This window comes from Dyadobacter sandarakinus, from assembly GCF_016894445.1.
Taxonomy (GTDB): Bacteria; Bacteroidota; Bacteroidia; order Cytophagales; family Spirosomataceae; genus Dyadobacter; species Dyadobacter sandarakinus.
In genome coordinates this window covers 3608562-3626852 of sequence record NZ_CP056775.1, presented here as the reverse complement: position 1 = coordinate 3626852, position 18291 = coordinate 3608562, and the positions used below count along the sequence as shown (strand labels likewise).

At 51.4% G+C, this 18291-nt stretch carries 17 protein-coding genes; 9 read left to right on the top strand and 8 right to left on the bottom strand.

Features of this window, described 5'->3' with window-relative positions; genetic code table 11:
• Window positions 1-2 precede the first annotated feature (2 nt).
• The 5 genes from HWI92_RS14620 to nhaA are packed head-to-tail and all read left to right on the top strand — an operon-like array spanning window position 3 to window position 7113.
• On the top strand, window positions 3-1547 hold the full coding sequence (locus tag HWI92_RS14620) for a SusD/RagB family nutrient-binding outer membrane lipoprotein (RefSeq protein WP_204656453.1): 1545 nt from the start codon (window positions 3-5) through the stop codon (window positions 1545-1547).
• 14 nt (window positions 1548-1561) lie between these two features.
• Entirely contained in the window at window positions 1562-3232 is a 1671-nt protein-coding gene (locus HWI92_RS14615; protein WP_204656451.1) for an alkaline phosphatase family protein, read from the top strand.
• Window positions 3229-4578: an aspartate aminotransferase family protein gene (locus tag HWI92_RS14610; RefSeq protein ID WP_204656442.1), complete on the top strand. Its 1350-nt coding sequence runs from the start codon at window positions 3229-3231 to the stop codon at window positions 4576-4578. Before HWI92_RS14615 ends, HWI92_RS14610 begins: the two co-directional genes overlap by 4 nt.
• 21 nt (window positions 4579-4599) lie before the next feature.
• Window positions 4600-5901, top strand: coding sequence for a DUF5690 family protein (locus HWI92_RS14605; RefSeq protein ID WP_204656441.1), 1302 nt, complete (start codon window positions 4600-4602; stop codon window positions 5899-5901).
• A 33-nt stretch (window positions 5902-5934) separates the two neighbouring features.
• Window positions 5935-7113, top strand: coding sequence for a Na+/H+ antiporter NhaA (gene nhaA, locus HWI92_RS14600; protein ID WP_204656439.1), 1179 nt, complete (start codon window positions 5935-5937; stop codon window positions 7111-7113).
• Here the strand turns inward: nhaA and HWI92_RS14595 are convergent, their stop codons facing one another.
• Entirely contained in the window at window positions 7114-7620 is a 507-nt protein-coding gene (locus HWI92_RS14595; protein WP_204656437.1) for a hypothetical protein, read from the bottom strand. It lies immediately after the preceding gene.
• 61 nt (window positions 7621-7681) lie between these two features.
• Between HWI92_RS14595 and nfi the strand changes: the two genes are divergently transcribed.
• The gene (gene nfi / locus HWI92_RS14590) at window positions 7682-8422 is read left to right on the top strand and encodes a deoxyribonuclease V (RefSeq protein WP_229247987.1); all 741 of its coding nucleotides are present in this window, start codon (window positions 7682-7684) and stop codon (window positions 8420-8422) included.
• On the opposite strand, the gene HWI92_RS14585 is transcribed toward nfi, so the two are convergent.
• From HWI92_RS14585 to HWI92_RS14555, 7 genes are all read right to left on the bottom strand, one after another.
• A complete protein-coding gene (locus HWI92_RS14585) occupies window positions 8409-9581 on the bottom strand; it encodes a glycoside hydrolase family 18 protein (protein ID WP_204656435.1) in 1173 nt (390 codons plus the stop codon). The two genes, nfi and HWI92_RS14585, sit on opposite strands and share 14 nt — an antisense overlap.
• A gap of 68 nt (window positions 9582-9649) precedes the next feature.
• Window positions 9650-10549: a non-homologous end-joining DNA ligase gene (ligD, locus tag HWI92_RS14580; RefSeq protein ID WP_204656433.1), complete on the bottom strand. Its 900-nt coding sequence runs from the start codon at window positions 10547-10549 to the stop codon at window positions 9650-9652.
• A 23-nt stretch (window positions 10550-10572) separates the two neighbouring features.
• On the bottom strand, window positions 10573-11346 hold the full coding sequence (gene ku, locus HWI92_RS14575) for a non-homologous end joining protein Ku (RefSeq protein WP_204656431.1): 774 nt from the start codon (window positions 11344-11346) through the stop codon (window positions 10573-10575).
• A gap of 50 nt (window positions 11347-11396) precedes the next feature.
• A complete protein-coding gene (locus HWI92_RS14570; protein ID WP_204656417.1) occupies window positions 11397-12149 on the bottom strand; it encodes a LytR/AlgR family response regulator transcription factor in 753 nt (250 codons plus the stop codon).
• Entirely contained in the window at window positions 12146-13234 is a 1089-nt protein-coding gene (locus HWI92_RS14565) for a sensor histidine kinase (RefSeq protein WP_229247978.1), read from the bottom strand. Before HWI92_RS14565 ends, HWI92_RS14570 begins: the two co-directional genes overlap by 4 nt.
• A gap of 15 nt (window positions 13235-13249) precedes the next feature.
• Complete coding sequence (locus HWI92_RS14560) at window positions 13250-13903, bottom strand: hypothetical protein (RefSeq protein ID WP_204656415.1); 654 nt, start codon at window positions 13901-13903, stop codon at window positions 13250-13252.
• Window positions 13904-13925: 22 nt separating this feature from the next.
• A complete protein-coding gene (locus HWI92_RS14555) occupies window positions 13926-16091 on the bottom strand; it encodes a TonB-dependent receptor (RefSeq protein WP_204656413.1) in 2166 nt (721 codons plus the stop codon).
• 380 nt (window positions 16092-16471) lie between these two features.
• On the opposite strand from HWI92_RS14555, the gene HWI92_RS14550 reads away from it, so the two are divergent.
• The 3 genes from HWI92_RS14550 (at window position 16472) to HWI92_RS14540 (ending at window position 18284) form a co-directional block, all read left to right on the top strand.
• Window positions 16472-16684 carry a hypothetical protein gene (locus HWI92_RS14550; RefSeq protein WP_204656411.1) on the top strand — a complete coding sequence of 71 codons (213 nt, stop codon included), beginning with the start codon at window positions 16472-16474 and terminating at the stop codon, window positions 16682-16684.
• 15 nt (window positions 16685-16699) lie between these two features.
• Entirely contained in the window at window positions 16700-16903 is a 204-nt protein-coding gene (locus HWI92_RS14545; protein ID WP_204656409.1) for a hypothetical protein, read from the top strand.
• A 151-nt stretch (window positions 16904-17054) separates the two neighbouring features.
• A complete protein-coding gene (locus tag HWI92_RS14540; RefSeq protein WP_204656407.1) occupies window positions 17055-18284 on the top strand; it encodes a multidrug effflux MFS transporter in 1230 nt (409 codons plus the stop codon).
• Window positions 18285-18291 lie beyond the last annotated feature (7 nt).

Here is an 18291-nt window from a genome sequence, read left to right as displayed (position 1 = left end):
TCATGAAAAAGCTGAACTATATATTCCTGTTCATTTTGCTGCTGGGAGTGGGTTGCACCCATGATTTTGAAGAAATCAATACCAATCCCAATTCTCCCGATAAGGTAAATAATGCCGGGCTGCTGCTGCCCAATGTGATCCGTTCGTCGGTAAACAGCCACTTTGACAATTCTTACAACCGCGGAAGCATTGCGGCCAACCTGCTGGCTTCGGACTATGCGAGTAATTTCAGCAACTGGGCGCGCTCGGATGCAGGAAGCTATTTTTTCTGGAATTTCTACGACTACATCCGCGACCTGAACGAGGTCATCAGCATTGCCGAGGCGCAGAACCAGCCCAATTACAAAGGGATCGCCCTCGTGCTCCGCTCCTGGATGTTCCAATGCCTTACCGACCTTTACGGCCCGATCCCGTTCCGTGAAGCTGCCAGCGCCAAGCTCACGGGCATCAGCTCGCCAAAGTTTGAGAAGCAGGAAGATGTATATGCCGGCCTCCTGGCAGATCTTGAAGAGGCCAATAATTTGCTGGGCAGCGGTAATGAGCCTGTTACTGGTGACATTCTTTTCAATGGGGATCTGACCCGGTGGAAGAAGTTTGCCAATGCATTGCACCTGCGCCTGCTGCTGCGCCAGTCCAAGCAGGTTGATCCATCGGCTGCCATGAAGGCAATTGTAGAGAATCCTGCCAAATATCCGCTGTTTACTTCTTACCAGGACCAGGCTGCACTGCAGTACCTCACCGACCGGACCTCCAATGAATCGCCTTTTTACCGTTCCGGAAACGGAGGTACCAACACCAAGGTTACCAAACAGCTGATCGATTACCTGAAAAGCTGGAACGATACGCGCTTATACGTATATGCATTGCCCACACCTACGAGCAGTGCCATTGATGCTGCCGGTAACCGTCCTGATCCCAAAAATTTTAAGTACACGGGCGATCTCAATGGAATCGGTTCTTTTCCTGATAACAATGCCACTTCGCCTTCGGGAATGCTGTGGATGTCTATCCAGTACTCGCCCGACCTGGCTTCTCCCATCGCAGGGCAGGCCATCATCATCAGCTATTCAGAGGTGCAGTTTATCCTTGCAGAGGCAGCGGAGAAGGGCTACATCAGCGGAGGCTCGGCAGCGGCGGAAACCTATTACAAAAATGCGGTCAAAGATCAGTTTGCGTATTACAGTACCCGTATTCCTGCCAACTATGCAGCTTCCTACCTGCGGCTGACGCCTGCCAGTGTGTCTGTTAACGATGCTTATTTTGCGCAGCCTGCCATTGCCTATACCGGTACCCAGGCGCAAAAGCTTGAAAAGATAGGCTTGCAGAAATGGGTTTCGCTGTACCTTGTAGGATACGAAGCCTGGTCGGAGTGGAGACGTACCGGCATTCCCAACATTCCTGTGGGGCCCATCGGGCCGGGCTATGTGCCCCGGCGCGTGCTGTACCCGGCCGACGAGATCCGGATCAATGAAGGACATTACAGCGAAGCAGTTACCTGGCTCGGCGCCGACGATCTCAAAACCCGCGTTTGGTGGGACAAACCTTAATCTTATTTGCATTCATGACTCGAATAACCCTTCTGGGCATGCTGTCGTCAGCTGTTTTGCTGATGACGGCATGTTCCCGAAACGAAACAGAAAAGCCCTCAGGCATTGATCACGTAATTGTTATCGGAGTAGACGGACTAAGTCCCGACGGTATCAAAAAAGCCCCTACACCCATGCTCGACAGTATGATTGCCGGCGGCAGCGTCAAATGGAACGTGCGCACGGTACTTACGTCCAGCAGCAGCCAGAACTGGGCCTCCATGATCATGGGCGCAGGACCGGAGCAGCACGGGATTACCAGCAATGACTGGGAAATGGACGATCACACGCTTCCACCCATTGTACAGGAATCCGACGGTCGTTTTCCCACTATTTTCAGCATCCTCCACAAGCAGCGGCCTGATGCTGAGATTGGTACAGTGTACCATTGGGGCGGGTTCGGACGGCTTTTTCAGAAAAATGCTGTGAATTATGATAAACATTTTGAAACCGAGGATTCGACCGCGGCAGACTTTGTCCGCTATATCAAAGCCAAAAAGCCGGTGCTCGGCTTTTTACATCTCGACCATGTAGATCATGCCGGCCACCACGACGGCCATGGTTCTCCTGCCTATTACCAGGCTGTTGCCAAAACCGACTCATTGGTAGGCCAGGTACTTCAGGCCATCCGGGAGGCAGGCATGCAGGATAATACGCTGGTAATCATCTGGGCCGACCATGGCGGTATCGGCTATGGGCACGGCGGCGCTACACCCCAGGAAGCCGAGATAGCGGGTATATTTTACGGGAAAAACATAAGAAAAAAGTATGAGGTGCAGCAGCAGGTTTATACCTACGACCTCGCTGCCACCATCGCATTTGCATTGGGTCTGCAGCAGCCGTATGCCTGGATCGGGCGACCGGTCAAAGCAGCATTTGAAGGATTTAACGAGCCCGACAATCTCTGGCTGGGTGTAAAAACGATCGCAGCTCCCACCATTTATCCCGACAGAAAACTGTATCAGCAGGCGGGCGGCTTGTATGTAGACAAGCAAGCGACGGTAACCATGGCATCCAAAATTCCCGGTGCCATCGTACGCTACACTACGGACGGTACCGAGCCCGACAGTACTTCGCCGGTTTATTCCAAACCTTTCACCCTGGACAAAACGACCATTGTCAAGGCACGTGCATTTGATAAAGAGGGTAACTACAGTCAGGTGATGCCGGCTTATTTCAGAGTGGTAAAGTCGGGTGCGGGCAATGGTGTTACTGGTACCTTCTATGCGGGCGATAACCTGAGCAAGCTTCCTGATTTTACCAGGATGAAAAAAGGCGTATCGTGGACAAGTCCTGAGTTTGTAACCGATCTGCAACATATAAATGGCTTGCTGAAAGGCGGCAATGCAAGTTTTGCATTAACTTATGATGCATTTATCCAGATCGACAAGGCGGGCAGCTACACCTTTGCAACCCAGTCGGATGATGGCAGCAGGCTGCTTGTGGACGGCAGGGAGGTGGTGGATAACGACGGCAACCACGGGGTTACCGAAGCCACCGGCTCCGTGAGCCTGACCGAAGGCCGGCATGCGATCCGGGTGGAGTATTATAACAATGGGGGAGGATTCTGGCTGGAAACGTTCTATAAAGGTCCCGGTACGCCCAAGCAGCTGATTCCGGCTGATAAACTATTTTTAAAACAATGACAGATACCCACAACCGGACGGAAGGCGACATTAACCTCTCGGCCGCACGCCAGGAATGGTACGCTGTGATGAGCGACGAGGATACCGCCACTTACCTGGAAGCTGACGCTTCCTGCTTCCTGCACCAGGCACTGTCGACACCCTGCCTCGACGTGCTTGTGGAAAGTGAAGGTATTTACCTGACCGACATGCAGGGAAGGAAGTACATGGATTTTCACGGCAACAATGTCCATCAGGTAGGATACCGCAACCCTTATGTTTTGCAAAAAGTAAAAGAGCAGCTCGATATCCTGCCTTTTTCTCCCCGCCGCTATACCAATCTGCCCGCGATTGAACTTGCTAAAAAGCTGGGCGACCTGATGCCGTCCGACCTGCAGCGTGTACTTTTTGCGCCGGGCGGTACCTCCGCGATCAGCATGGCACTGAAGCTTGCCCGCATTGTTACCGGCAAGCACAAGGTGATCTCCTTGTGGGATTCCTTTCACGGGGCTTCGCTGGATGCGATTTCTGCGGGTGGTGAGCTGGACTTCCGGAAGGATATGGGGCCGTTGATGCCCGGTGTGGAGCGTATCCCGCCGCCGATGACCTACCGTGGCCCGTTTGCAGCTGCCGGAAACGGTGACCTGGCTTATGCCGATTACCTGGAATATGTCATTGAAAAAGAGGGAGATATCGGCGCATTTATCATTGAAACCATTCGTAATACCGATGTGCAGATTCCGTCCCAAGCCTACTGGGACCGGGTACGGGCCATCTGTACCAAACATCGTGTGCTGCTCATTCTAGACGAAATACCCATTGCCTTCGGCCGTACGGGCAAAATGTTCGCCTTTGAGCATTACGGCATTGAGCCGGACATTATTTGTCTGGGAAAAGGGCTGGGCGGCGGCGTAATGCCTATCGCAGCTATTGTGGCGCGGGAAAGCTATAATGTGGCCAAAGACGTATCGCTCGGACATTTTACGCACGAGAAAAGCCCGCTGGGAAGCGTGGCTGCACTGGCCATGCTCGAATTTCTGGAACAAAATCATATCCTTGCAAAAGTAGCCGACGACGCTCTTTTCATGGAACAGGAGCTGGGCAGGCTGAAAGATAACTTTCCCTTAATCGGTGATGTGCGCGGCGTAGGCTTACTTTGGGGAATTGAGCTTGTAAAAAGTCGCAAGACCCGGGAAAAAGCCGTGCGCGAAGCTGAGGCAGTTATGTACGAATGTCTCAAAAACGGGCTGAGCTTCAAGGTGTCACAGGGCAATGTAGTGCAGCTTTCCCCTCCGCTCACCATATCGCGGGAGGAGCTGCAGAAAGCCATTCATATTCTCGCAAATGCATTGGAAACTGTCTCCTGATCAATTCTAAAAACCGTCACAATGCGAGCTAGGCAGCTGTTGGAACGCAATCAGGTCTTGTTTATCGTGTGGGCGGTAGCAGCTTCCTTCGGCTGTTATTTCTGCATGTATGCATTCCGCAAGCCTTTTAGTGCGGGCTTGTATCAGGGGCTCGAATTAGGGGACGTCAGCTACAAAGCCGTGCTGATCATTTCGCAGGTGGCAGGATACACCCTGTCGAAGTTTGCCGGTATTAAAATCATCTCCGAACTGCAGCACCGGATGCGCATCCCCTTTATTATCAGTCTTATTTTTATTGCGGAAGTTGCCCTGCTGCTGTTCGGTATTGTGCCTTTTCCATACAACTTCATTTTTCTTTTTATCAATGGGCTGCCGCTGGGCATGGTATACGGCGTGGTGTTCAGCTTTCTCGAAGGCCGCCGCTTTACCGAAATGCTCGCGATGGGGCTCAACATCAGTGTAGTAGTAGCTTCCGGGATACTCAAAACCACCTACATTGAGCTGCATCAGCTGTTGCCGTTTGTATCGGAATTCTGGATGCCGGCATTGATGGGACTGCTTTTTCTGCCGCTCTTCCTGGTATTCGTGTGGATGCTTTCTGTCCTGCCCGATCCAACCAGCGAGGATATCCGCCTGCGTACTGAGCGCCAGCCCATGACCCGGGTCGACAAGCGGCATGTCATGCGGGAGTACGGGCTGCCGGTTATTTGTCTTGTTGCCTGCTACGCCAGCCTGGTGGTTGTGCGTGACTTCCGTGATAATTTTACGATCGAGATATGGAACGAGATCGACGCAAACTGGTCGAGCAGTGTACTTTCCACTACTGAAATGATCACAGGCATCATTGTTCTTATTGTGGTGGGCGCCCTGGCGCTGGTACGCGATAACCTGACGGGCTTCCGGCTTACCAACCTGATTCTTCTTTCGGGCATGTGCATGACCGGTTTCGGCACCTTCCTGTATGCCCACGGCCTCATCAGCGGTTTTTATTGGATGTTACTGGTTGGTATGGGGATGTTCCTGGCTTATACCGTGCTGCAATCGGTCGTTTTTGAAAGGATGATTGCATTGTTCAGGATCAGGGCCAATGCAGGTTACTTTGTATATACCTGTGAGAGTATAGGCTATCTGGGCAGCGTAGGGCTGCTTTTGTACAAAGAATTTTTTATGAAAACCATTAGCTGGTCCACGGTACTGATGGAGTTTGCCTACATCCAGTTTGGGTGTGGTGTGCTGCTGCTGGCCATCAGCAACATTTATTTTGAGCGTCAGCGCAGGCGCAGCATGGTGGAGAAAAATACACCTGTATTTACTGCACTTTGATCCCGCGGGCGGGTTTTTTCTTACTTTTACCCCATGCCCCAGCTCATTAATGTCAAAGCTTTCCGGGACTTCTTACGTTCCGGCTCCATCGGAGGGCTGATCCTGATCGCCTGCGTTGTTATTTCAATGGTCATTGCCAATACCGCTGCCGGACCAGCCTTTGAAAGCTTTCTTTCACAGGAACTCGGTTACCATTCCGACACGATTCACCTGCGCTATCCTTTGCTATTATGGATCAACGATGGCCTGATGGCCATTTTTTTCCTGATGGTCGGGCTTGAAATCAAGCGTGAGCTGGTGGAAGGGGAGCTGTCTTCTTTCAAAAAAGCGGCTATGCCCGTGTTTGCAGCATTGGGGGGCGTGCTGGCTCCTGCCGGCATTTACTTTTTACTGAACAAAAATACGCCGACTGCTGGCGGCTGGGGAATCCCGATGGCGACGGACATTGCATTTGCGATTGCGGTGATCACCATGCTGGGTCGCCGGGCTCCGTCTTCGCTGAAGATTTTCCTGTCCGCCCTGGCCATTGTAGACGATCTGATGGCGATCCTGGTGATTGCATTGTTTTACTCGTCCGACCTGCATTACCAGTACCTGCTTTATGCCGGGCTGATTTTTGTATTTCTCCTGGTGATGAACAAGTTAGGTGTGAAACATCTCGCCGCGTACCTTCTTCCCGGTATGCTGATCTGGTATTTCATTCATCATTCGGGTGTGCATGCGACCATTGCCGGCGTGCTCACCGCCATGGCCATACCCACTACGCCGGGCCCGGAAGAGTCGCCCCTCGAAAAGCTGGAACATATACTTGTCAACCCCGTCAATTTCCTGATCATGCCGGTATTTGCACTGGCGAATACCAATATCCATTTGGAACCTGGGATGGCTCAGGGACTTACCACCATGCTTGGGCTGGGCATTATGCTGGGATTGATTGTTGGAAAACCATTGGGTATCACCCTTTTTTCGTGGCTGTCGGTAAAGCTGGGCATTAGTGCACAACCGGCAGGTGCTTCCTGGAAGCACATTCTGGGAGCAGGAATGCTTGGCGGCATCGGATTTACAATGTCCGTCTTTATTGCATTGCTGTCATTTTCGGGGCAGTACCTGATCCTGGCAGAAGCCAAGTTCGCCATTCTTACGGGATCGGTACTGTCAGGTATGCTGGGGTATTTTACGCTGAGCCGCCTAGGGCGCAGGGCACGCAGCTGATCATTCTTCCTTCGCCTTGACCAGGATGTAGTCGATCTTGCCTTTTTTCTCAAATGCAGAGATCTGCGTGTATTTTTGATAGTTGTCCCATCTTTTCAGATTATCTTCCTCGAAGGCAGGTTCGATGTCTTCTTTCAGGTTGAGTGCGCCCAGGATTGATTTATTATTAAAGTCCAGCTCTTCGGTACCGCGAACGATAATGCGGTCGGCGATTTCATTGATATAAATAATATCTACTTTTCCCTCACGGTAAAGCACCCGAGGACACTTTTCGCATTTGGTTTTTTCGTCCCTGAAATAACTTTCCAGCTTACCTTCGCCGAGTACGGCTTCTACTTCTTTTTCATTCCGGAACGCTACCTGTTCCAGGTCGAGTACCACCACGGCCGGGGTATTTTCATTGGGCTCGTCGATCACAAAGAATTTGATAAAAATGGCAATCAGGATTACGACGAACGCAATGAATTTCCAGTTAGCCCACTTGCTCTTGAAGGTAGCGCGGTCCATGCGGATGGTTTGGTTTTTTTAAGTAAATATTTAAAATTACTAACCTGTCCAGAGAAATATCGTGCCAGTAACACCTTCTGAAAATCCGAATATACCTTCCTCGGCATACGACAGCCTGAGCATACCCGAGGCCACCCGCGTTCAGGAAAGCCTGCGCGGACGCATAGACCTGAATCCCATGCGCAGCGGCATCCGGACGATTGCCGGAGCGGATATTTCGCTTTCACTTTACAGTCAGACGGTTTTTGCCGGCATTGTCGTACTCAGCTTTCCCGAAATGCGGGTGCTTTCGTACTCGCTGGTACAGGGTACGGCGCGGTTTCCGTATGTGCCGGGCTACCTGGCTTTCAGGGAGGTGCCCACCATTATGGAAGCCTGGGAGCAGCTGCCCGAAAAGCCTGACGTCATCATGTTTGACGGAAACGGGATTTTGCATGCGCGGCGCATGGGCATCGCATCGCACTTTGGGGTGCTGGCGGATTGCATTACCATGGGTTGTGCCAAAAAGAAACTCGCAGGTAAGTTTGATGAGCCGGGCGAGGGCAGGGGACAGTTCTCAGAAGTGATCGACAAAGGAGATACCATTGGATTTGCCCTGCGCACGAAGGAGCGGGTCAAGCCTGTTTTTATTTCGCCCGGGCATGGTATGAGCCTGGAAGACAGCCTGAATATTGCCATGCAGAGCGTCGGCAAGTATCGCCTGCCCGAACCTACCCGCCGTGCACACGAGCACGTGAATCTGTTCAGGACAGGCGCTTTACCGGCCGGCTACCATAAGGTGGATACCCTTACTTTGTTTTAATGGATTCGTCGATGGCATTGAGCAGGTAATTTTTGGAGTCAGAGTCATACTCCCAGAACATGACGCCGCCCAGCTTGTGATCCAGCACGTAGCGGCACTTTTCTTTCACGGAAGTCTCGTCCTCGTAGCTCAGGATCTCGCCGGTTTTTTCATTGACAAGGTAAGGCACCTTTGCCACATCGTCCCTGAACTCCTTGAAACCCTGCTTGTTTACAAGGCTGTCCTTGATAAAAGTATAGCCGTCCACGTAGCGCTGGGAAACCTGTTTTTGTCCCAGTCCCTTTTCCAGTTTCGCTACTTTAAACATCCGTCCGTAAAAAGGAAGTCCCATCACCAGCTTTTCCGCAGGTACACCCGCAGCTTCAAATGCCTTCACGGTATTGTCGCCTCCATGTGCGGCATTGTATAACTTGCTTTTGTACAAGGGAGCATGGTGCACCACGGTGTCACCCTGGAAAAGGTCGTAGGTCATCAGGTTCACATAGTCAAGATACTCCTGAGCCTTGCCCATTTCGGTTACGTTCAGGAATGGGATAAAGCCGGCTACTGCGGTAGTAAGCAGCTTCTTCTGCCCGCTTTCTTTTTCAAATACGTCGAGCTCCTTACGGATTGCCTCAAACATCAGTGTGAAGTTCTGCTTGTCCTCGGGACGGTATACGTTGCCTTCTTCGCCGGGCATGCCGGGATACTCCCAATCAATATCCACACCGTCCAGCTTGTACTTCCGGATGATTGCGACGGAGCTTTCCGCAAATTTCTTCCGCGACGAGTCGGTCAGTACGGCATCGGAAAAGTTTTCGCTCCACGCCCAGCCGCCGATGGAAATCAGGATTTTAAGCTCAGGATTGGTTTGTTTCAGCAGGTTCAGCTTTCTGAAGTTGGTAGAATCTGTCTTTTCATTGGAGAGGAAAGCCTTGCCTTCCTTCACATCAACAAAAGCATAATTGATGTGTGTGAGCTTGTTGGCCTGGATGTTTTCGGTTTTCAGCAAACCGTGAAAACCTCCTACATACCCGATCACCACCGGCTTGCGGGTACTATCGGTAGTCTCGGCTTGTTCTTTCTTTTCGGATTGGCAGGCAGTTGTGAGCAGAAACGGGGTCAGGGACAATGCCAGTGCATAGGGGCGGCATTTTTTCAAAAGTATTGAAAGCTGCATAGGAAAGGATTAAAGTTGAAGTATTAAAGTAAATACTACTTCCAAACTTCTCCTAATAACCCTGCATGTTACCCTTCACTGAGTGATTCGAGTTTGGCCAGGACCTTTTGCATATCCATGCCTTTGCCCAGCACACCTTTAAAAAGATCCCCTTTTTGCTTCACCCGGTCCGCCATGTTTTTGATGGTAAAGTCGGTGGGTCTCAGGCCATGTTTTACTTCTTTCCATTCCAGCGGAGCGGATACCGTCGCACCGGGTTTGGGCCGGGCACTATAGGCGCAGGCAAGCGTCTGGGCAATGCGGTTTTGCAGGAAATCGACGTAAATCTGGTTCTTCTTTCTTTTGGAAAGTGACCGCTCCAGTGTCGTCAGTTTGGGGAGCCTTTCAGTAACCATCCGGGCCAGGATTTCTGCAAAGTCACGGCTTTCATCAAAGGTGTATTTTTTATGAAAAGGAATGTACACATGCAAGCCGCTGGACCCGGATGTTTTACAAAAACCCTCTATGCCAGTCTGATCCATGATTTCTTTGATCACCAAAGCCACGTCAACCACATCATCAAAGGTGTTTTTATCCGACGGGTCTATATCCATAACAATGTAGTCGGGATAGTCCAGCTTGCTGATTGTGGAGTTCCACGGGTTCATTTCTATGCAGCCCAGGTTCGCGGCATACAGGAGCGTTTGTACGTCATTGCAAACCATATAATGCACCATTTTACCCGTTGATTCGGCCTCAATGGCAAATGTCTTCACCCAGTCGGGTGCTGAATCGCCCACATCTTTCTGAAAAAAGCTGGGCTCCGTAATACCATTGGGGTTGCGACGCATGGAGAGCGGACGGTTTTTGAGGTAGGGCAGGATGTAGGGCGCGATATTGGCGTAATATTCCAGTAGCTCACCTTTCGTGATTTGCTCTTCCGGCCAGTAAACCTTGTCCAGGTGGGTAAGTTCCGCTTCCTTTTTCATGGTATTTCAGAAAATGGTTGATCCTAGGATGCCTTGCGTTTGGGCGCAGCCAGGCTCTCTTTGAGCTGGGCCATCAGATCGCGGCTTTTTGAATGCACCACCTTCATTTTCGGACCGACCGGCTTCTTGCCTTTTGCCTTCGCCATGATCAGTTTAAGCAGGTTTTCATTGTAGGTATCCTTATAGTTTGAAATGTCGAAATCCGTAGTCAACTGCTTGATCAGCTGCACTGCCATGTCCATTTCAGCGGGTTTGATGGTCACCTCCGGAATATTGAGCTCGTCGGTATCGCGGATCTCATCCTGGAACCGGATTTTATTGAGAATCAGCAGGTCTCCCACGGCTTTGATCAGTACCAAGCTTTCCCGGTTACGGAGCACATACGTACCCAGCCCGCATTTCTTTGTCTTTTTCAATGCTTCCCGCAGCAGGGCGTAAGGCTTGGCGCCCGACTTTTCGGGCTGCAGGTAGTAGGGCGTTTCGTAATAAATGGTATCAATGTCGCGCTCTTCCACAAATTCCTGGATCTCAATGATCTTGGTTTTTTCGGGACTGGCTTTTTCAAAGTCGCTCTCTTCCACGATCACGTACTCATCGTCTACCTTAAAGCCGCGCACAATATTGTCCCAGTCCACCTCCCGGCCCGTATTGGCGTTAACGCGCTGGTACTTGATGTTGGCGTGATCCTTTTTGTCCAGCATGTCCAGGTCCAGTTCCGCGGCCTGCGTGGCACTAAAAAGTTTGACGGGAATATTAACAAGGCCAAATCCGATGGCCCCTGACCATATCGCTCTCATATCCTGTGCTGTAATGCGTTTGGAAAGAGCGCTTTCAAAATCTGTGCCTGTCAGCCGCCGAGCCAGCTTTTGAAGCTCCCCATTTTTTCGCGGCTGATCAGGATATCCTGGTCGGGGCAGTCGTGCAAGATTACTTTAAGCCGGCTGTTGGAGTAGGTAAACACATCTTTAATTGCCTGTATGGCGCTGATATACTTACGATTGAGTCTGAAAAACCGCTCGGGAGCGACCATGTTCTCGATTTCGTCCAGGGTAAAATCAACCGTGAACTTCCGGCCCTGGCTGGTCTGAAGGAGGGTTACTTTATCTTCACTGTAAAAAAATGCAATGTCCCGGGTTTCAATGGTGAGGATACGCTCGCCCATTTTGACCAGAAATCGTTCCTTATAGCTCTTTACCGGCGCGTACAGCAGGTCCCGGAGCTGGTCAAGGGACAGGGCAGGCTCCCTGCGGCCGGCTTTGAACTTGTCAAGGGCATGCCCGAGCTCGGCAGGGTCTACGGGTTTGAGCAGGTAATCGATGCTGTTGTGCTTAAAAGCCCTGATCGCATACTGATCGTACGCGGTGCAGAATATGACAGGCGCATCCACTTTCACCTTTTCAAAAATTTCAAAGCTGATTCCATCTGCCAGCTGGATATCAAGAAACACGAGGTCGGGGGGCAGGTTTTGGGCAAACCAGGCTGCGGCCGCGCTGATGGTGTCGAGCGCAGGCAGGATCTCGGCCGCAGGCTCCTTTTCCTTAATCAGTTGTGCAAGCCGGCGGGCAGCGGGTTTTTCATCTTCAATCAACAATATTTTCATAGCTGCGCAACAGGGGAATTCTTGTCGTAAATGCGGGTAAGTACCGGAAGTCTGACTGTAAAATAACCGTCATTGTTTCCGATTTCAATGGCTTTGTCACTCAGCAGCTCGTAGCGCTTGCGGATGTTAGAAAGCCCGATCCCGGCGGATTCATTTGGCTGGCTGGTTTTCATCTGCAGGTTGTTACGCACCATCAGGCAGCCATCCTCCGCACTGATTTCAATGCACAAAGGCTGTTCAGATGACGCAATGTTGTGTTTGATCGCATTTTCCAGCAATAGCTGCAGGGAAAGCGGGGGAAGGTACCCTGCAGTTTCCGGCACGTTGATCCGGTATTGTAATGCATCTTCAAACCGCATCTTCTGCAGAGAAAGATAGCTCTCCGCAAAACCGGCTTCCCGGCTTACCGCTACCAGCTCTTCCTGTTGTACGTCGAGCACGTACCTGTAAATCCTCGAAAGCTGGCCGATGAACCTTGCCGCCGTATCCTGATTTTCGTACACCAGATTGCTCAGCACGTTCAGCGAATTAAAAAGGAAGTGCGGGTTCAGCTGGTCTTTGAGCGACTGGTACTGCTGGGCCAGCTGCTCCGTTTTGAGTTGTTCGGCTTCGATAGCGGCCTTTTTCCATTCCATTAAAAATGAACGGCTGATGAAAATGAATGACAATACGAAGGCAACCTGCATGGGAAACCAGGTCCACGCGACGAGATCCTTCCAGGGAATGTTGCCAGGCGTGAACCGCTCCTTGATAAGGAGTGAGTAAAGAAAGATGATTATAAAACTGGTGCAGAAAACATAAACGAAGTACACCAGGCAGGTCGTGACGAGTCTTCTTACCGGATACTGTATCCATGAAATACGTTCATCAAAATAACTTTCCGACAGGAAACCGCCGTAGCTCAGTGCTACTGAAAGCAGGAAAGAAATGGAAAAGTCGTCGGCTACGGCAGCCATTCCGCTCAGGCTGCTCAGGCATGAAGGCTCCGAAACAATGGTAATACCCGCTGCAACCAGCGCATTGATCCCCAGAAAACCAGGTGAAAAATTCCAGAACTTGCGCGAGCCTTTAGAGGATACCTTCATGTTTTTTGTAATAAATTACTTGCAATGCTGCATCACTTTTTCGGCAAGATGGGAGCCCCAGGCAGGCTTTAATGCTGCTTTCAGGGCTTCGTTGTCTTGGGCTGCGAACAATGCCCTGCTCCGGCTGGCGAGCACACAGGCCTTTTCCGTGGACGAGCCGAAAAACTGCGCTATACCCCATTCCATTTGCGCCATCAGTGCCAGTGCGCGCGGATTGTTTTCGTCGAGCGCAATCGCGCGCCCAAAGAACTGTAATGCTACCGGCGAAAGGCTCTGCCCGCGGCTGCCGGGGTCGGCGCTCAGCTTTGCCATCGTAACAAAGCCCTGCATGGCCACAATTTCAGAATTATCCGGCGAAATCGCAGCTGCTTTATTTACAAGATCCCAGGCTTGTGCCAGCCATGCATCTTTTTTGTCCAGGCTCAATGATGCGGCCAGCCCCTGGTAGGTGCAGGCCAGCGCTCCGTAGTACAGCGGCTGCCACTCACCGGGATTGAGGGCTGCAATGCGCGCAAATGCATTGACAGACTGGCGGAGTTGCGGCAGCGAATCGGCAGTGGTCAGGGTTGCAATTTCTTTTTTCATTGCAGCCTGGTAGGGGGAGTCCTGCGCATAAACGCCAGCATGCATCAGCAGGAACAAACAGCAAAGTACAGTCAGGTTTTTCATGGATATTTATTTAAATGGTGAATTACAGGTTGTTCAGCTGATTGGCATTTTTGTCTTTTGAAAACGTGATGAAAATGGCCGCAAATGCAAACCGGCTCGCTCCCTGGCCCACCGGCAGGCTGGCGTATGTCCCGTCCGTATCGGGTGCGGCCGCATACCGGTACCCGAAAATATTGGTGCGGCCGAGGACGTTGGAGCAGGCCAGGTGCACGATGACGTTGGGACGCGGCAGATAACTCCAGCTCAGACTCAGGTCGCTGTATGCTTTGGTTGTCTGCTGCATTTCACCCGCAAGATTTGGATTGGAATAGGGGTAGCCGCTGTTCCACGACCACGACGCACCAAGCTGTGATTTCAGGCGCGGTACAAAGCGCTTGACCACCACCGAACCATTGTGCCGCGGCGCAAACGACGGACGGACAGGCGACTGGTAGGACGCAAACCTGCGTTTACTGTCGATGTAGCTGTATGTGACCCAGTAATCGGTGTTCTTCCATGTTTTTTTATCACGAAAAAAGAAGTCGGCACCCCGTGCATAGCCAAAACCGCTGAGCCGGAGGTTTTGCGGAGCTGCGGAGGTCCCTTCAAAGGTCACCAGCTTGTCGTAAATTTTGTAAAATGCCTCGGCCCGGAATGTCCGGCTGTTTTTGATCAGGAAGTAATTGAGGATATAATGCCGGGCGGCGGTGTTTCCGAGGTTTGTGGCTGCTATGCGCAGTTTTTCTTCCGGGAGCTGGCGGAACGCACCCGCTGCCAGGGAAAGCTGTCCGGCCTCGTGCAGGCTGTACGCCAGCGACAGGCGGGGAGTAAGCCAGTACTGGCGTGCCAGGGAGCTGTACCCGCCCCTGAGTCCTCCGGCTATCACCAGATGGTTGCTGAAATAGTAGGTAGCCTCAGTAAAATGATGCACCTGCCGATCCGTATAGGCCCGCTGCCGCTGCTCGTTTACCAATCTTTCAGAATATGCCCGGATGAATCCTTCCAGGCCATTTTTGATGGAGAGCCTGGGTGAAAAATCTTTGATAGTGACCAGTTTGGCATGGCCGAGCTGGTTTACCTGCCGCACTTTCAGGTCATTCAATGCATAGGCATCGTGGTTGCGCGAAAATGCGCCTCCTCCATAAAGCGTCCAGCCACGGCCGGCGGTTTGCCGAAATGAGACATTCCCGTAATTGTACCGATTGTGCATGCCCGTACGATCGCCGCGCCCCTCCTCACCCGGTATCTTCTGCCAGATGGTCATCCGGTTTCCTTCCGTGTGGTAATAGACTTTCAGAATACCAGCCCTGCTGCGGGACGCGTTGCCCCACTTTTGTCTGAATGAAATTTCCGAATCCCAATTTACCGGGCTTTGTTCCCAATCAAAATGCTGCCTGACCACCGACTGGTAAGGGGCCAGGTTATAGTAGTTGGCCGAGGCCGTAAGTGCCCGTCTGGCTCCGGTGAGGGTATGCGTGTAGCCGCCGCCTACCGACATGATGCTCAGGTCGCCCTGGTTGCGCAGGGGCAGGTCGATGGTGCTGAGTGCCAGGGCCGAGGACAATGCCTGGCCGTATTCCGCTGAATATCCTCCTGTACTGAAATACGATCCTTTGAACAGATTGGGGCTGAATCTTGTGCGGGTTGGTACATTGGCGATCGTGCTGCCAAATGCATTGCCGGCCAGCAGGCCGTCGATGTAAATGGCCGTTTCAGAGGCATCACCCCCGCGCACAAACAGCCGCCCGTCATTTCCTACGGTGGAAGTACCGGGCAGGGTGAGCAGCGCAGCCGTAATATCGCCGATGGCTCCGGAGGTGGTCACGATGTCCAGGGGTTTCAGTACCACCGATTTTTTCTCATCGCTGGCCTCCATGGCGCCTGCGGTAATGGTCACCGCATGGAGCATGCTGATACTTTCGGTGAGGATGAATGTGAGTACCACAGGTTGTCCGCCACACATCACACGGGTTTCCCGCACTTCAAACCCCAGTGCCTGCACGGTAAGAAGCTGTGCACCGGCCAGGTCGGTTACCAATGTAAAGCTTCCGTCTTCGTCTGACGAAGTTCCATCGTAGGAGCCTTTGAAGAATATGTTAGCCCCCGGAACCGGTCTGCCTTTGGGATCGGTAACCTTGCCGGAAACCCGGGTTTGGGCTGCTGAAATAAAGGCATATAACAGGAGCAGGGCAGTGCAGAAGGCTTTCATATGGGCGGACATTTATGCAAAAATGAAAGCCGGTAAACAGATTGAAAAATGAGCTCCTCCCAATACCCGGAAAGACCGGATGAAGTACAGGATTTAGCGTCCGGAGTGTCGGGCTGAATGGCTGTGGAATCACAATCCGGGCAGGGAGCTGATATTTTTTTGAAAAAAATACGGGTATGCTTAAATGGTCAAAAATTTTTCTATAAAGTGGTAATTTAACTCAATATCAGCTATTTGCAATTTGGCGTAGAATGTGCTTCTGCCGTGTGGCGGGGGTATTTCTAGCCTGAATTAACCGTCTTCCAAATTTTTGGCACGCTTATTTATGAGCAGACATCAAACGATTCAAAAACGCTGACTAACTCTAACCGGAAATAATCATGATCGCATCACTTGGACACAACGACATTTACACTCTGAAACCAGGCGCAGTACTTACCGTTACAGGCGCATCAAACGAATTGGAAGCACAACAGGAAGTAGCGGATCTGCTGCAATCAGCTAACCGCGGCGACCTGGGTTACTTCGCAATTTCCAAAGATTATTTCCTGCTCTACATGAAGTCGGGCAACGCGCTGAGTGCAGTCGCATAATGCATTAATTCTTTTATGAAAGAGACAGTACAATCAGGTACATTTCAACTACTTGGACAAAAGCTTATCAATATTATCATTCACCGCGACGACGTAATGAAGATCGCACCGATCAAGAGGGGACGTGGATGTGTTATTTATTTGAAAAACAAAGTACCCTATGCAGTTGACGAATGCGAAAGGGAAGTTTATAAGAAACTGGATTGGATAGCAGCATGATGTCGTCATTTTTCAGTTGCCAGAAAATCTACAAAAAGGGCTCCGGTTTATACCGGAGCCCTTTTTCTTTGCCCGTAACCAGCTCCGGTCCGAACCGTGCCGGCTGCAATGCTGTTATCTGGACTGCGCAAAAATCCCTAACACCACATTCATGTCCCGGAAAACTTACGTATTTTTAATCCTGATCCTGGGCAGCCTCACAGCCCTTGCCCCATTTTCCATTGATATGTACCTGCCGGGTTTTCCGGCTATTGCCAAAGATCTGCACACCACGTCGGCCAAAGTGTCCCTATCCTTGTCCGGCTTTTTCATCGGCGTCTCGCTGGGCCAGTTGCTTTATGGTCCGCTGCTGGATCGTTTCGGCCGGAAAAAACCCTTGTTTATTGGTCTGACGGTGTATATACTGGCTTCGGCAGGCTGCGCAGTAAGTAACAGCATTGAGACGCTGATCCTGATGCGGGTCATACAGGCGGTCGGTAGTTGTGCGGCTTCGGTTGCCTCGGTGGCGATGGTACGGGACCTTTTCCCGGTGAGTGAAAGTCCGAAAGTTTTTTCGCTCTTGCTGCTGGTGGTGGGAGCATCGCCCATGATTGCACCTACGGTAGGCGGGTATGTTACTTCGGCATTTGGCTGGCATGCGGTATTTATCATTCTCACGGGAATGGGCGTGGCGATCCTGCTGGCTACGGTACTCTGGCTGCCCGATACCTATAAACCCGATCTCACCATGTCTCTGCGGCCTGCTCCCATATTAAAGAACTTTCTGAGTGTTGTGCGCGAGCCGCAATTTTATACCTATTCACTGGCCGGTGCAGTAGCATTTGCAGGTTTATTTGCTTACGTATCCGGTTCGCCTCTGGTGTTCATGGAGGTTTTCCATACCGACGAGAAAGTTTACGGGTGGATCTTTGCATTCCTTTCGGTCGGCTTTATCGGGTCGAGCCAGCTGAACACCTGGCTGCTGCGCCGGTTCAGGAGCGAGCAGATCGTGCATGTGGCGCTGATTTGCCAGGTACTGATCGGGTTTTCGTTCCTGGCTACCGCATTAAGCGGGATGCTCACATTGCCTGTGCTAATTGTGTTCCTGTTCCTTTTCCTTTGCTGCATTGGCTATACATTCCCCAATGCATCCGCATTGTCACTGGCCCCTTTCACCCGCAATGCCGGCAGCGCATCGGCTTTGATGGGTGCATTCCAAATGGGAATGGGTACGCTGATTTCAATTGTAATCAGCCTTTTCGAAGTGCCCAGCGCGATTCCTATGGTTACAGGTATGGCCGTGTCCGCTTTACTCGCCCTCATCATTCTTACGCTCGGCAAGCGAAATATCACCAATCTTGTATCTGTATCGGAAGATGCCGGTGCAGGGGTAATGCATTGAGATTTAT

Coding starts and splice junctions, on each gene's coding strand:
- HWI92_RS14565 (WP_229247978.1), bottom strand. CDS start 13,234: ATGAAGGTATCCTCTAAAGGCTCGCGCAAGTTCTGGAATTTTTCACCT.
- ligD (WP_204656433.1), bottom strand. CDS start 10,549: ATGAAAAAGGAAGCGGAACTTACCCACCTGGACAAGGTTTACTGGCCG.
- HWI92_RS14570 (WP_204656417.1), bottom strand. CDS start 12,149: ATGAAAATATTGTTGATTGAAGATGAAAAACCCGCTGCCCGCCGGCTT.
- HWI92_RS14540 (WP_204656407.1), top strand. CDS start 17,055: ATGTCCCGGAAAACTTACGTATTTTTAATCCTGATCCTGGGCAGCCTC.
- ku (WP_204656431.1), bottom strand. CDS start 11,346: ATGAGAGCGATATGGTCAGGGGCCATCGGATTTGGCCTTGTTAATATT.
- HWI92_RS14560 (WP_204656415.1), bottom strand. CDS start 13,903: ATGAAAAACCTGACTGTACTTTGCTGTTTGTTCCTGCTGATGCATGCT.
- HWI92_RS14550 (WP_204656411.1), top strand. CDS start 16,472: ATGATCGCATCACTTGGACACAACGACATTTACACTCTGAAACCAGGC.
- nhaA (WP_204656439.1), top strand. CDS start 5,935: ATGCCCCAGCTCATTAATGTCAAAGCTTTCCGGGACTTCTTACGTTCC.
- HWI92_RS14555 (WP_204656413.1), bottom strand. CDS start 16,091: ATGAAAGCCTTCTGCACTGCCCTGCTCCTGTTATATGCCTTTATTTCA.
- HWI92_RS14595 (WP_204656437.1), bottom strand. CDS start 7,620: ATGGACCGCGCTACCTTCAAGAGCAAGTGGGCTAACTGGAAATTCATT.
- HWI92_RS14605 (WP_204656441.1), top strand. CDS start 4,600: ATGCGAGCTAGGCAGCTGTTGGAACGCAATCAGGTCTTGTTTATCGTG.
- HWI92_RS14610 (WP_204656442.1), top strand. CDS start 3,229: ATGACAGATACCCACAACCGGACGGAAGGCGACATTAACCTCTCGGCC.
- HWI92_RS14620 (WP_204656453.1), top strand. CDS start 3: ATGAAAAAGCTGAACTATATATTCCTGTTCATTTTGCTGCTGGGAGTG.
- HWI92_RS14615 (WP_204656451.1), top strand. CDS start 1,562: ATGACTCGAATAACCCTTCTGGGCATGCTGTCGTCAGCTGTTTTGCTG.
- HWI92_RS14585 (WP_204656435.1), bottom strand. CDS start 9,581: ATGCAGCTTTCAATACTTTTGAAAAAATGCCGCCCCTATGCACTGGCA.
- HWI92_RS14545 (WP_204656409.1), top strand. CDS start 16,700: ATGAAAGAGACAGTACAATCAGGTACATTTCAACTACTTGGACAAAAG.